The sequence below is a fragment of the Pseudomonas sp. DWRC2-2 genome (assembly GCF_049897885.1).
In the GTDB taxonomy this organism is placed as follows: Bacteria; Pseudomonadota; Gammaproteobacteria; order Pseudomonadales; family Pseudomonadaceae; genus Aquipseudomonas; species Aquipseudomonas azotoformans_A.
Genome location: NZ_JAFCXD010000002.1, coordinates 466,232 through 478,548 on the forward strand (window position 1 = coordinate 466,232; position 12,317 = coordinate 478,548).

Sequence of the window (12,317 nt, forward strand, 5' to 3'; positions counted from 1 at the left end):
TGTGTTACTGTATAACACATCAAATGCACCCAGACGCCCCGGAGGCCTTATGAAAGCTGGTATCCATCCCGACTACCGCACCGTGCTGTTCCACGACACTGCCGCCGACGTGTTCTTCCTGATCGGCTCCACCGCCGACAGCGACCGCACCCATAAACACAGCGACGGCAACATTTACCCGTATATCCCACTGGACGTTTCCAGTGCCTCACACCCGATCTACACCGGCCAACAGCGCAAGACCCAGGTCGAAGGCCGCATCGCCGGGTTCAACAAGCGTTTCGCTTCGTTCGGATCAAGCCCGAAAAAAGCAGACGCGTGAGGTTTACAGGTTTCACCTCGAAGGCCGCTCCGGAATCTGGAGCGGCTTTTTTTATGCATTGATGTCGTAAGGCCATCATTTTCCGAAAAACCGACTAAGCTACTCAGTAATAGGCAAATCAGTAATCGCCAGGGAGGCAGACCCCGACCATAAGGACCGCACACCGACGATCCGAGGTGTCCCATGGGAGAGTCAGTCAGTTTTACCGATGCCGAACGTGCCGTGGTGCTGTTGATCGATGCCCACCCGGACGTCCTCAATAGCCTCACCCAACTGTTGCGGCTGGAACCCTTCGACCTGCACAGCGCCACCTGCGCTGCCGATGCCCTGGCCATTCTCGCCAGCCAAACCGTCGACCTGGTGATGAGCGCCGCGCGCCTGCCGGACATGGACGGCGCCTCGCTGCTGGCGCATATCCACCAACACTACCCTCACACCGTGCGCATTCTGCTGACCGGCGAAACTGACTTGACCCTGATCGTCAAAGCCATCAACGAAGGTGAGATCTACCGCTACCTGAGCAAACCCTGGAAGGACGAAGAATTGCTGCTGGCCTTGCGCCAATCCCTGGCCCATCAGCATTCCGAGCGCGAACGCCTGCGCCTTGAACAACTGATTCAGCAGCAGAACGAAGCACTCAAGCAGCTCAACGCCAGCCTGGAAAAACGCGTGGCCTCGCGCACCAGCGAGTTGCAGCAGACCGCCGACATGCTCGACCTGGCCTACGAAGAACTCAAACACAGCTACGCCACCGGCACCGAGGTGTTCTCGCTGTTGGCCAACCTGCGACTGCCGCGAGCCAAGCAGACCAACCGGCAGATTATCGAGTTAGTGCGCACCTGGTGTGTGACTCATGGCGTAGACGAGGCCAGCAACCGCGACCTGACCATGGCCGCCGCGCTCTACAACATCGGCAAACTGAGCTGGAGCGACAGCATGATGGCCTCGCCCTCGGACCTGCTGCACAGCAGCGACCGCGAACGCTATCGCGCCTACGCCACCCAGAGCGAATCGTTGCTGATGACTCTGGAACCGATGAAAGACGCCGCGCGCCTGATCCGCCATCATCAGGAACGTTGGGATGGCAGCGGTTTCCCCGATCACCTCAAAGGCGAAGCGATTCCCGCCGGTTCTCGTTTGCTCAAACTGGCGGTGGATTTCATCGAGTTGCAAAAGGGCTTGATCTTGGAGCGGCAGATGAACAGCGACGAAGCGCTGCTGTACATCCGCAAATACGCCGGTCGGCTGTATGACCCGGTGATGGTCGAAGACTTTGTGCTGGTCTGCGCCACCTATCTCAATGACGTGACCTTGGGCGACCCCAACGTCAAAGTCCTCGGCACCCGTGAGCTGGAAGAGGGCATGGTGCTGGCGCGCAACCTCAATGCCGACAACGGCATGTTGTTGCTCAACGCCGGCAAGGTGTTGAACCTGCCATTGGTGGATAAATTGATTGCCTTCGAAACCATGGAGGGTGCGCGCTACAGTGTCTTCATCAAGGACAACGGCGATGCACTGCTTTGCGGCTGAGCCACTTCATGTGATCCTTGCGCCTTTTGCAGCCAAGGAAGATCGCTCATGCCCTCCACCATCCGCATCGCCGCCGCCCTCCTGATCGGCGCTGACGGCCAGACCCTGCTGGTGCGCAAGCGCGGCACCCAGGCCTTCATGCAACCTGGCGGCAAGATCGACGCTGGCGAGCAGCCTGCGCATGCCCTGGCCCGTGAGCTGCACGAAGAGCTGAACCTGCGTATCGAGCCCAGCGCCGCCGTCTATCTCGGCAAGTTTTCCGCACCTGCGGTCAACGAGCCGGGTTTTACCGTGGAAGCCGAGCTGTTCCAGGTGCAGATCGATGTGGCGGTCACGCCTGCCGCCGAGATTGAAGAAGTGCGCTGGATCGACCCGGCCGGTGACGGCGGCCTGCAATTGGCCCCGTTGACGCGGGACCTGATCCTGCCGTTTTACCGTGCCTCGCTGACGGCATGATCATTCGCCCGCTGGTGGCCAGCGATGCCGAGGCGTATCGGGCGTTGATGTTGGAAGCCTATGGCGTCTATCCCCAGGCGTTCACTTCCAGCGTGGCGGAGCGTGCAGCCATGCCGCTGAGCTGGTGGGAAAAACGCTTGAGCAGTCCGTTGGATTGCTTGCTCGGTGCGTTTGCCGAGGATGAGCTGGTCGGCATTGTCGGCCTGGCGTTTGAGCCGCGAGAGAAAGCGCGGCACAAGGTGACCCTGTTCGGCATGTACGTGAATGCAGGCCACCAACAACAAGGCTTGGGCCGGCAACTGGTGGAAGCGGCACTGGATGAAGCGCGCAAACAGCCGCGCCTCAAAGTGATCCAACTGACGGTCACCGCCGGCAATGACGCCGCCTTCGCCCTGTACCAACGCTGCGGCTTCATCCAGTACGGCCTGGAGCCGCTGGCGGTGCGGGTCGGTGTGGATTATTTCGACAAGATCCACATGTGGCGTGAGCTGACGCGCTAGCGCACTGCGCTGACCCCATCCAGGGTGGAAAACGACGTGTCCTTGGCCGTCAGCAGGAAGTCGCGCATGTAGGGCGCATCCAGCATGTCCGCACGAATCCCGGCATACAGCGTGGCAAACAAACCTTTCTCACCCAGGCGCTTGGCCTTCACGTAGCCACGCGAGCTGTACTCATGCAGCGCCCAATGGGGCATGCCGCACACGCCACGGCCGCTGGCCACCAGCTGCATCATCATCACTGACAGCTCGGACGTGCGCACCTGCGCCGGCTCCATATCGGCGGGTTCGAGGAAACGCGTGAAAATATCCAGGCGGTCGCGTTCCACCGGGTAGGTGATCAGGGTTTCGGTCAACAGGTCTTCGGGCACGATGTACGCCTTGGTTGCCAGCGCATGCTGGTTGGCGACGGCGAGCATGGCTTCGTAGGTGAACAGCGGCACGTAGGTGATGCCTGGCAGTTCCAGCGGGTCGGAGGTCACCACCAGGTCCAGGTCGCCACGGGCCAGGGCCGGCAGCGGGGCGAAGGCGAAGCCGGAGGCCAGGTCCAGCTCCACCTCCGGCCAGGCATCGCGGAACTGGTCGATGGTCGGCATCAGCCATTGGAAGCAGCTGTGGCACTCGATGGCCATGTGCAGGCGTCCGGCGGTGCCGCCGGCCAGTCGCGCTATGTCACGCTCGGCGCCGCGCAGCAGGGGCAGGGTGGCGTCGGCCAGTTGCAGCAGGCGCAGGCCGGCGCTGGTGAAGCGCAGCGGCTTGGTCTTGCGCACGAACAGCGGCATGCCCAGGCGCTCTTCCAACTCTTTGAACTGGTGGGACAGCGCCGACTGCGTCAGGTGCAGGCGCTCGGCGGCTTCCACCAGGCTGTCGGCTTCGCGCAGGGCGTGCAGGGTCTTGAGGTGACGGATCTCGAGCACGGGGTCTCCATGAATATAATTTGTGACGAATTCGAATGGCGTGAGTTTGTCTCATGTTGGCCTGCCTGTCGATAAGCAGGTCGACAATGACCGCTGGGCACTCTTCATCAAACTGTCACGCAACTGTGGCAGCGCGCTTGAACAAACTTCATCAGACTCGCGCTCTACTGGGGTTCTGCGTTTCGGTGTTTTTCATGCGCGTGTTGCTTTTACTGGCCGCTCTATTGTTCGGCCTGCCGTCTTTTGCGGCTTCTCGATGTGACGTCAATGTCCCGACCCAAACGGTCGACCTGGCTCAGGTGAGCATCGCCTACCAGAGCATCGGCCGTGCGTCCGATCCGGCGTTGCTGCTGGTGATGGGCCTGGGCGGGCAGTTGATCCACTGGCCGGATGAAGTGGTGGTCGCCTTGTGCCAACAGGGTTTTCGGGTGATCCGCTACGACAACCGTGACGTCGGCCTGTCCACCTGGCGCCAGGCACCGGCCAATGCCAACCTGACCTTTGAAGTGCTGCGCTACAAGCTCGGCCTGCCGGTGGCGGCGCCTTACACGCTGACCGACATGGCTGACGACGCCATCGGCTTGATGGACGCCCTGCAGATCCAGCAGTTCCACGTGCTGGGCGCGAGCATGGGCGGCATGATCGCCCAGCACCTGGCGGCGATGGCGCCGCAGCGGGTCGAGAGCCTGACGCTGATCATGACCAGCTCCGGCGCCGAAGGCTTGCCGGCGCCGAATGCGGCGTTGGTACAACTGCTGTCGCGGCGCAGCGCTCCAAACCGTGAAGTGGCCCTGGAACAGCAGGCCGATCTGCTGGCGGCCCTGGGCAGCCCGAACGTGACGGATGACCGCCAGGCGCTGTTGCACCAGGCGGCGCTGTCCTACGACCGCGCCTTCAACCCGGACGGCGTGAAGCGCCAGATCATGGCGATCCTCGCCGAACCCAGCCGCGTGCCCTTGCTTAACCAACTGCGCGTGCCAACCCTGGTGGTGCACGGCACCGCCGACCCGCTGTTGCCGGTGATGCATGGCGTGCACCTCGCGGCGCATATCCAGGGCAGCCAGTTGAAGCTGATTCCCGGCATGGCCCATCGTTTCCAGGAAGCGTTCAAGGCACCGCTGCTGACGGCGGTGTTGCCGTACCTGCAAGCCCATCGCGAAGACGCGGCGCATTGGGCGCAGATTGACCTGGGCGAGCCTTCGAAGGTGTTGTGACATTGGTGTATCGTGCAACCTTTGTGGCCCATTTGCGCCTGCGAGGTTGCCTGTCATGAGTACTCCCCTGAAAATCGATTTCGTCAGCGACGTGTCCTGCCCCTGGTGCATCATCGGCCTGCGTGGCCTGACTGAGGCCCTCGACCAACTGGGCGCCGAGGTGCAGGCCGAGATCCATTTCCAGCCGTTCGAGTTGAACCCGAACATGCCTGCCATCGGTCAGAACATCGTCGAGCACATCACCGAAAAGTACGGTTCCACCGCCGAGCAATCCCAGGCCAACCGCGAGCGTATCCGCGACCTGGGCGCCGGGTTGGGCTTCGCGTTCCGCACTGACGGCCAAAGCCGCATCTACAACACCTTCGACGCGCATCGCCTGCTGCATTGGGCCGGGCTGGAAGGCTTGCAGTACAACCTCAAGGAAGCGCTGTTCAAGGCGTATTTCACTGATGGCCAGGACCCGTCCGATCACGCCACCCTGGCGATGATCGCCGAAAGCGTCGGCCTGGATATCCAGCGTGCGGCCGAGATTCTCGCCTCCGATGAATACGCCGCTGAAGTGCGCGAGCAAGAGCAACTGTGGATCTCCCGTGGCGTGACCTCGGTGCCGACCATCGTGTTCAACGACCAGTACGCCGTCAGCGGCGGCCAGCCGGCGGAAGCCTTTGTGGGGGCGATCCGCCAGATCATCCAAGAGGCCAAAGGCTAAGCGCTGGCCCGTCCCTTGCATTGACCCCCTAAAGCCCATCCGGTACCGGATGGGCGCTGCCATTAGGGGTGAAACATTACCTTGAACATTCTTGACCTCGACCACAGCCTCACCGGCCAGGCACCGATTGCCCGGCGTCTGGCCAGCGGCCGTGCCACGCGTATCGACCTGCTGGACCTGGGCCCCAAGCTGCGCCTGTGGTCCACCGAAAAAACCTGGAAGCGCTTCGCCGCACGCCTGGCCCAACGGCCCAGACCCACCGATGCGCGCCCGGAAATCCTGTTTGTCGGCTCCGGCGACTATCACCACCTCACGCCAGCCTTTCTCACCGACCTGAAAGAACCCATCAGCCTGATCCACTTCGACAATCACCCCGACTGGGTGCGCTTTGCGCCCAAGCGTCACTGTGGTTCGTGGGTCAACCGCGCGCTGAAGATGCCGGCGATCAAACGCATCGTCACCCTTGGCCCGTGCAGCGACGACCTGCACAACCCGCAACTGCGCGGCGGCAACCTCGGCGCGCTCAAGCGTGGGCACTTGCAGCTGTTTCCCTGGCAGCATCCACCGTCGAAAGTCTGGGGCCGGGTAGGGGATGGCGCCGGTCACCAGCAGCAGGAAAACCACCTGTACTGGCGCAACCTGGCCGAGCTGGATTGGGCGCAATTCCTCGATCAGATGATCACCAGCCTGCCCACCGAAGCGATCTGGATCACCATCGACAAAGACGTGCTCGCCAGCGAAGACGCGGCCACCAACTGGGACCAGGGTGGCATGCGCCTGACCCATCTGCTGCAAGCCCTGCGGGCCTTGGCAGCGCGCAAACGCATTATCGGCATCGACGTGTGCGGCGAGTTCGCCACGCCCGCCTTCAGCAACGCGTTCAAGCGTTGGGAGGCCAAGTCCGACCAGCCACCGCCTGAGCGTTGGAGCGCGGAAGATCTGCAGCGCAACGCGGCCACCAATGAAGCCTTGATCGACCTGTTTGAGGAGCTGTTCCCGTGACGTTGACCGTGGTGTTGCTGGTAGCGTTTTCCATCGTGCTCGATGTGATCGGCCAGTTGTGTTTCAAGATCGGCCTCGACCGTTTGCCTGAACTGGACGGCGGTTTTCGCCTGAATGCGTTCTGGGGCCAGGTGTTCAATGCGCCGTTGTTGTGGGCCGGGATCGGTGCCTATGCCATTGAGTTCTTCGTGTGGCTCGAAGCCTTGTCCCGTGCGCCGTTGAGCCTGTTGTTCCCGGCCGCTGCGCTGGCTTATTGCGGCGTGGTGCTGGCGGGCAAGGTGGTGCTGGGCGAAACCGTCAGCCGCCGCCGCTGGCTGGGCACGCTGGTGATTACCTTAGGCGTGATGTTGGTAGCCATTGCAGGGAGTCAGGCATGAGTACGCAAACGATGAATAATGGATGGCTGCATGGGCGCCTCGGCACGGTGGTGCTGTGGGCCTTGTTGATCTGTACCGAAAGCGCCGGCCAGTTGTTTACCAAAGTGGCCGGGGATCAACTGGGGCAGATGGATTTGAGCTGGCAATGGCTGGCGGACGTGGCGCGCAACCCTGGGATTCTGGCGGCTATCGCCAGCTACATCGGCGCGTTTTTCGTGTGGATGCTGATCCTGCGGCGCAGCAGCCTGTCCCTGGCGTTTCCGCTGAGTTCACTGGTGTTTGTGGTGGTGTTGCTGGGGTCGTGGCTGGGGCTGGGGGAACATATCAGCCCGCTGCACTGGGTGGGGGTGGCGGTGATTATCGGCGGTATCGCCCTCCTGGCGGAAGGCGAAGAAAGCTGAGTGTCTAGGGTTTGCGGTGTGCCACCAAAAACCCTAAGCCATGGGACACCGAAATCGCCTTGACCCCCGCCTCACGCTGCTGCTCGGCAATCTCCCGATGAAACGCCTTCACTTTCGTCCAGTGCATTTTCGGCCGGTAGTGGTGCTCGGCGTGATAGCCGTTGTTCATCCAGATCAGGTTGTATAGCACGCTGTAGGAACTCACGCCCCAGGCGATCGGCAGGTCCGGGTTGCCGCCGAAGTGTTCGTAGTAGCCATTGAGCGATGACAGGCACTGGCCCAGGTACCAGAACGGCAACAGCCACAACACCGCCTGCCAGTTGTAGAACGCCAGGGCGATATAGAACGCCACCGTCACGCCGATCTCGACTTTGACCCAACGCGCATCCGCAGGGCGCTTGCGCTTCATCTCGTCATAGAACGGCTTGGGATCGTCGCGGAAAAAACTCAGGAAAGTATAAGCCCACGGGTTTTCCGGCTGGCCATTGTGGCCGCGCTGGTAGATCGACAGCGGGTCGATGGTTTTACCGTCCGGCCCAGGCAGGTCGGCATTGCCACGGTGATGGCGGTTGTGGATATCGCGGTAGAGCGTCTGGGAAAAGCCGATGGTCACCGACAGCAGCAAATCGAACGCCCGGTTCATCGCACGATGGGTGAAGTAGGCGTTGTGGATCTGGTTGTGGGAGATGCTGTTGATGCTCCACGACAGACTCACCGCGTAGACCAGCGCCAGGGGCACCAGCGCCCACCAGCTCAGGCTGTGGAACGCGGTGACCAGCCAGATGACAAAAGCGAAATGCGCCAGGCCCAGGGCGATGGGCACCAGGTCCCAGAGCGAGTGGTGCAGCAGGCGGTAAGCGGGGCGAGCCATGAAGAGTGTCCTGGAAAAATGGATTCCAGGACCTCATTGCAAACCCCAGACCAACCTAATCGAACTTGTAGCTGATGGCCGTCTGCACCTGGCCCTGGTTCACGTCGCCGGTCTGCCGCACGATGCTGCTGTCGGCCGCCGAGCCGACCAGGTGAACCCAGCTGGCGCTGGCCAGCAGCGACCATTTTTCGGCCAGGGGAAACTCGAAACTCTGGGTCAGCGTCAGGTTCTGGAAGCCGCCGCTGGCGTTGTAGGGGCGAAAGCCGGTGGCGGCGGCCTCGTTGTCATCCACGCCGAAAAACGTGTTGGTCTGGCGCGCATCGGCGAAATGCGCGACCAGGCCGCTGCTGCCGATAATCCCGCCACCCAGGGGGTAGCCCAGTTCGCCGCCGACTTTGCCCAGGGCACCGCTCTGCGAATGCCCCCCGCCCACGGCTTGCCCCAATTGTGCGTAGACCCGCCAGAAATCAGCCGGGGCGTATTGGATAAAACCACCGACTTCCGCCATGTCCGACACATTGCGCAGGCCCTGGAGATCGCCATTGGACGTGCGGCCCGACAGGTAATTGATGTAGGGGCCGGCGGTCAGGCCCTGGGTGTTGAGCGCGCTCCAGGTCAGGCCGTCATCGGTGCTCAGGCTGACATCGCCCCAGTCCAGGTCGAAATAGGGCACGGGCCGCGTTTCGTAGCGGCTGCCGGTGGGGTCATGAGGTTGGTAGCTGACGCCTGCGCCCACTTCACCGGTGATGCCTTCGGCCGTGGCAGCGTTGGAAAAGCTCCACAGGCCAAGCAAACCGGCGAATGCAGCGCATGTGATCCTGAACATGGTCACGGTTCCTTGATTGAATACGTGCGCATGAACGCGCGAAGGGCCGCTCGTGTGCAAGCACTCATCTTGTTTGTAGCGAGCTACAAAAATTGTAGCTCCCACGACACAAATCCCACGGTAAATCGAGCAAAGCCCCAGCCCCGCTGGGCGATGGCCAGTTGGCACACTCCCTGCTCTACCCCTTGTTGCAAGCGCACACAGCGCGCTCCTCCAAGGTAAACAACGATGATCCAGTGGCATATCGTGTGTGACTTCGACGGGACCATTACCCCCACCGATGTCATCGACAACGTCCTCCAACGCTTCGCCGGCCCCGAGTGGGAAACCATCGAACAGGAATGGCTGGATGGGCATATCGGTTCACGCGAATGCCTGAGCCGCCAACTGGCGCTGATCAAGGCGACGCCTTCCGAACTGCTGGCGTATTTCGACAGCGTCGAGATCGACCCGGACTTCCCGGACTTCGTCGACCACGTCATGGGCCTGGGCGCAACCATCGAAGTGGTCAGCGACGGCATCGAGCAGGGCATTGCGCGGATCCTTTCGCGCAACTACGTGACCTTGCTGCCGATCCTCGCCAACCGCCTGCGCCAAGTCGACCAGAACAGCTGGCGCATCGACTTCCCGTATTCCAGCGACGCCTGCCGCGCCGCCTCCGGCAACTGCAAGTGCAAGTCCACGCCGCGCAACAAGCGCGTGCTGGTGATCGGCGACGGCAAGTCCGACATGTGCGTGGCGTCCACCGCCGACTTCGTGTTCGCCAAGGGCAGCCTCGCCAAGTACTGCGAAGCCAACAACATTCCTCACGCACGCTTCGACACCTTTGCCGAATTGCCTGCGCTGCTGGCCCGACTGCCACAAGGCATCGCCGCCAACGCCACCTCCTTTACTGCTGCTGACAATCAGGAACTCTTCCACCATGTCTGATATCCGTATCGCTACCGCCGAAGACCAGATCCTTCTGGATAAAGAAGCCAAATACTGCTCCTACGGCGACACCGTCCACTACATCGAGCCGCCGCGCATTTTCAGCCGTTGCGAAGGCTCCTACGTGTGGGACACCGAAGACCAGGCCTACCTCGACCTGCAGATGTGGTACTCGGCGGTCAACTTCGGCTACGCCAACCCGCGCCTCAACAACGCGCTGAAACAGCAGATCGACACCCTGCCGCAGATCGCCAGCCAGTACCTGCACAAGGGCAAGATCGAGCTGTCGGAAATGATCGCGGTCGACGCCAAGAAGAAGTTCGGCCTCGACGGTCGCGTGCACTTCAACGTCGGCGGTTCGCAGTCCATCGAAGACTCCCTGAAGGTGGTGCGTAACGCCACCAACGGCAAGAGCCTGATGTTCGCCTTCGAAGGCGGCTACCACGGGCGTACTCTCGGCGCGTCGTCGATCACCTCCAGTTACCGCTACCGTCGCCGCTACGGCCACTTCGGCGAGCGCGCGCAGTTCATCCCGTTCCCGTATCACTTCCGTGGCCCTAAAGGCATGACCAAGGAAGAGTACGGCAGCCACTGCGTGCAGCAATTCGCCCGCCTGTTCGAGACCGAATACAACGGTGTGTGGGACCCGAAAGTCGGTTCCAGCGAATACGCTGCGTTCTACGTCGAGCCGATCCAGGGCACCGGCGGCTACGTGATCCCGCCGATGAACTTCTACCGTGAGTTGAAGCATGTGCTGGATCAGCACGGCATCCTGATGGTCTCCGACGAGATCCAGATGGGCTTCTACCGCACCGGCAAACTGTGGTCGATCGAGCACTTCGACGTGCAACCGGACGTGATTGTGTTCGGCAAGGCGCTGACCAACGGCCTCAACCCACTGGGCGGCATCTGGGCCCGTGAAGAGTTGATCAACCCGAAGATCTTCCCACCAGGTTCGACTCACTCCACCTTCGCCTCCAACCCATTGGGCACGGCGGTAGGCCTGGAAATGTTCAAGATGACCAACGAAGTCGACTACGGCGCGATGGTCATGGCCAAGGGCAAGTTCTTCCTCGAAGGCCTGCAAGATCTGCAGAAACGTTTCCCGATCATCGGCGACGTCGACGGCCTGGGCCTGGCCCTGCGCTGCGAAATCTGCGGCCCGGATGGTTTTACGCCGGACAAGGCAACCCTGGACTACATGGTCGAAGAAGGCATGAAGGGCGACATGGTGGTGGACGGTCAGAAACTCGGCCTGATCCTCGACGTGGGCGGTTACTACAAAAACGTGATCACCCTGGCACCGTCCCTGGAAATCAGCTACCCGGAAATCGAACTGGGCCTGAAGCTGCTTGAGCAACTGCTGGTGCGGGCGACCAACCGGTGAAAACGGCAGAGATCGACCTCGGTGAAGGTACTGCCGGCTTCGTTCTCGGTGATGGTCCGGTCGGGATCCTGTTGATCCACGGCCTGACCGGCACCCCGACGGAATTGCGCCAGGTCGCCAAGGGCCTGGCCAAGGTGGGCAATTGTACGGTGTACGTGCCTACCCTGGCCGGGCACTGCGGTGATAACAGCGACCTGCAAGCCACCGGCTGGCGCGACTGGTACGAAGGCGTGCGCAAGACGTTCGTCGGTGTGAAACAGCGCCATGAACAGGTGTTTGTCGGTGGTTTGTCCATGGGCGCGGTGATGTCGATGTACGTGGCCGCCGAGCATCCTGGGCAAGTCGCCGGGCTGCTGATGTATTCCACCACCCTGAAGTACGACGGTTGGAGCATCAACAAGTTGGCGTTCCTCACGCCGTTGCTGATGAAAATCCCCTTCGGCGTGCACATCTGCCGCTTCGAAGAGAAGCCGCCGTACGGCATCAAGAATGAACGCCTGCGCGGCATCGTCGAGCGGCAGATGAAAGAGGGCGAGAGCAGCGAGGCGGGCTTGCTAACCATGGAGGGCATCACCGTGCGCGAGCTGCACCGGATGAACGCCGTGGTCAAGAAGCGCATGCCGCAGGTCAAGGTGCCGGCGTTGGTGTTGCACTCCATCGAGGACGACATCACCAGCCGTTGGAACGCTGACTATGTGGAACGCCACCTCGGTGGCCCGGTGACCAAGATCCTGCTGGACAACTGCTACCACATGATCACCGTCGACTTGCAATACCGCCGGGTGATCGAGTTGAGCGCGGAGTTTGTCGGGCAGCATGCCGAGTCCATTCCGGCCCCCCAAGATTATCGACAGCGGGCTTGAGCCTTAAGGAAACCC

At 61.6% G+C, this 12,317-nt stretch carries 15 protein-coding genes; 12 read left to right on the forward strand and 3 right to left on the reverse strand.

The window, feature by feature from the left end:
* Positions 1-49 precede the first annotated feature (49 nt).
* From ACP7EW_RS10640 to ACP7EW_RS10655, 4 genes are all read left to right on the forward strand, one after another.
* Positions 50-322 carry a type B 50S ribosomal protein L31 gene (locus tag ACP7EW_RS10640; protein WP_133074517.1) on the forward strand — a complete coding sequence of 91 codons (273 nt, stop codon included), beginning with the start codon at positions 50-52 and terminating at the stop codon, positions 320-322.
* A 183-nt stretch (positions 323-505) separates the two neighbouring features.
* On the forward strand, positions 506-1,852 hold the full coding sequence (locus tag ACP7EW_RS10645; RefSeq protein ID WP_426216930.1) for an HD domain-containing phosphohydrolase: 1,347 nt from the start codon (positions 506-508) through the stop codon (positions 1,850-1,852).
* Positions 1,853-1,900: 48 nt separating this feature from the next.
* Positions 1,901-2,308, forward strand: a complete 408-nt coding sequence (locus ACP7EW_RS10650) for an NUDIX hydrolase (RefSeq protein ID WP_426216932.1) — start codon at positions 1,901-1,903, stop codon at positions 2,306-2,308.
* Positions 2,305-2,808, forward strand: a complete 504-nt coding sequence (locus tag ACP7EW_RS10655; RefSeq protein ID WP_426216934.1) for a GNAT family N-acetyltransferase — start codon at positions 2,305-2,307, stop codon at positions 2,806-2,808. Before ACP7EW_RS10650 ends, ACP7EW_RS10655 begins: the two co-directional genes overlap by 4 nt.
* Here the strand turns inward: ACP7EW_RS10655 and metR are convergent.
* A complete protein-coding gene (gene metR, locus ACP7EW_RS10660) occupies positions 2,805-3,722 on the reverse strand; it encodes a transcriptional regulator MetR (RefSeq protein WP_426216937.1) in 918 nt (305 codons plus the stop codon). The two genes, ACP7EW_RS10655 and metR, sit on opposite strands and share 4 nt — an antisense overlap.
* 194 nt (positions 3,723-3,916) lie before the next feature.
* Between metR and ACP7EW_RS10665 the strand changes: the two genes are divergently transcribed.
* The 5 genes from ACP7EW_RS10665 (at position 3,917) to ACP7EW_RS10685 (ending at position 7,425) form a co-directional block, all read left to right on the forward strand.
* The gene (locus ACP7EW_RS10665; RefSeq protein WP_061435465.1) at positions 3,917-4,936 is read left to right on the forward strand and encodes an alpha/beta fold hydrolase; all 1,020 of its coding nucleotides are present in this window, start codon (positions 3,917-3,919) and stop codon (positions 4,934-4,936) included.
* Positions 4,937-4,991: 55 nt separating this feature from the next.
* A complete protein-coding gene (locus ACP7EW_RS10670) occupies positions 4,992-5,645 on the forward strand; it encodes a DsbA family oxidoreductase (protein ID WP_061435466.1) in 654 nt (217 codons plus the stop codon).
* Positions 5,646-5,726: 81 nt separating this feature from the next.
* Entirely contained in the window at positions 5,727-6,647 is a 921-nt protein-coding gene (locus ACP7EW_RS10675) for an arginase (protein ID WP_426216939.1), read from the forward strand.
* Positions 6,644-7,024 (forward strand): transporter, encoded by a 381-nt coding sequence (locus ACP7EW_RS10680; RefSeq protein WP_010212789.1) that lies wholly within the window; start codon positions 6,644-6,646, stop codon positions 7,022-7,024. Before ACP7EW_RS10675 ends, ACP7EW_RS10680 begins: the two co-directional genes overlap by 4 nt.
* A complete protein-coding gene (locus ACP7EW_RS10685; RefSeq protein WP_426216941.1) occupies positions 7,021-7,425 on the forward strand; it encodes an EamA family transporter in 405 nt (134 codons plus the stop codon). Before ACP7EW_RS10680 ends, ACP7EW_RS10685 begins: the two co-directional genes overlap by 4 nt.
* A 4-nt stretch (positions 7,426-7,429) precedes the next feature.
* Here the strand turns inward: ACP7EW_RS10685 and ACP7EW_RS10690 are convergent, their stop codons facing one another.
* Together ACP7EW_RS10690 and ACP7EW_RS10695 are read right to left on the reverse strand one after the other, a co-directional pair.
* Complete coding sequence (locus ACP7EW_RS10690) at positions 7,430-8,296, reverse strand: fatty acid desaturase family protein (protein ID WP_426216943.1); 867 nt, start codon at positions 8,294-8,296, stop codon at positions 7,430-7,432.
* A 55-nt stretch (positions 8,297-8,351) separates the two neighbouring features.
* Entirely contained in the window at positions 8,352-9,122 is a 771-nt protein-coding gene (locus tag ACP7EW_RS10695; protein WP_426216946.1) for a MipA/OmpV family protein, read from the reverse strand.
* 228 nt (positions 9,123-9,350) lie between these two features.
* Here ACP7EW_RS10695 and ACP7EW_RS10700 point away from each other — a divergent pair, with 228 nt between their 5' ends.
* The 3 genes from ACP7EW_RS10700 to ACP7EW_RS10710 are packed head-to-tail and all read left to right on the forward strand — an operon-like array spanning position 9,351 to position 12,302.
* Positions 9,351-10,052: an MtnX-like HAD-IB family phosphatase gene (locus ACP7EW_RS10700; protein ID WP_016977484.1), complete on the forward strand. Its 702-nt coding sequence runs from the start codon at positions 9,351-9,353 to the stop codon at positions 10,050-10,052.
* Positions 10,045-11,439: an aspartate aminotransferase family protein gene (locus ACP7EW_RS10705; protein WP_016977483.1), complete on the forward strand. Its 1,395-nt coding sequence runs from the start codon at positions 10,045-10,047 to the stop codon at positions 11,437-11,439. Before ACP7EW_RS10700 ends, ACP7EW_RS10705 begins: the two co-directional genes overlap by 8 nt.
* Entirely contained in the window at positions 11,436-12,302 is an 867-nt protein-coding gene (locus ACP7EW_RS10710) for an alpha/beta hydrolase (protein WP_033896398.1), read from the forward strand. Before ACP7EW_RS10705 ends, ACP7EW_RS10710 begins: the two co-directional genes overlap by 4 nt.
* Positions 12,303-12,317 lie beyond the last annotated feature (15 nt).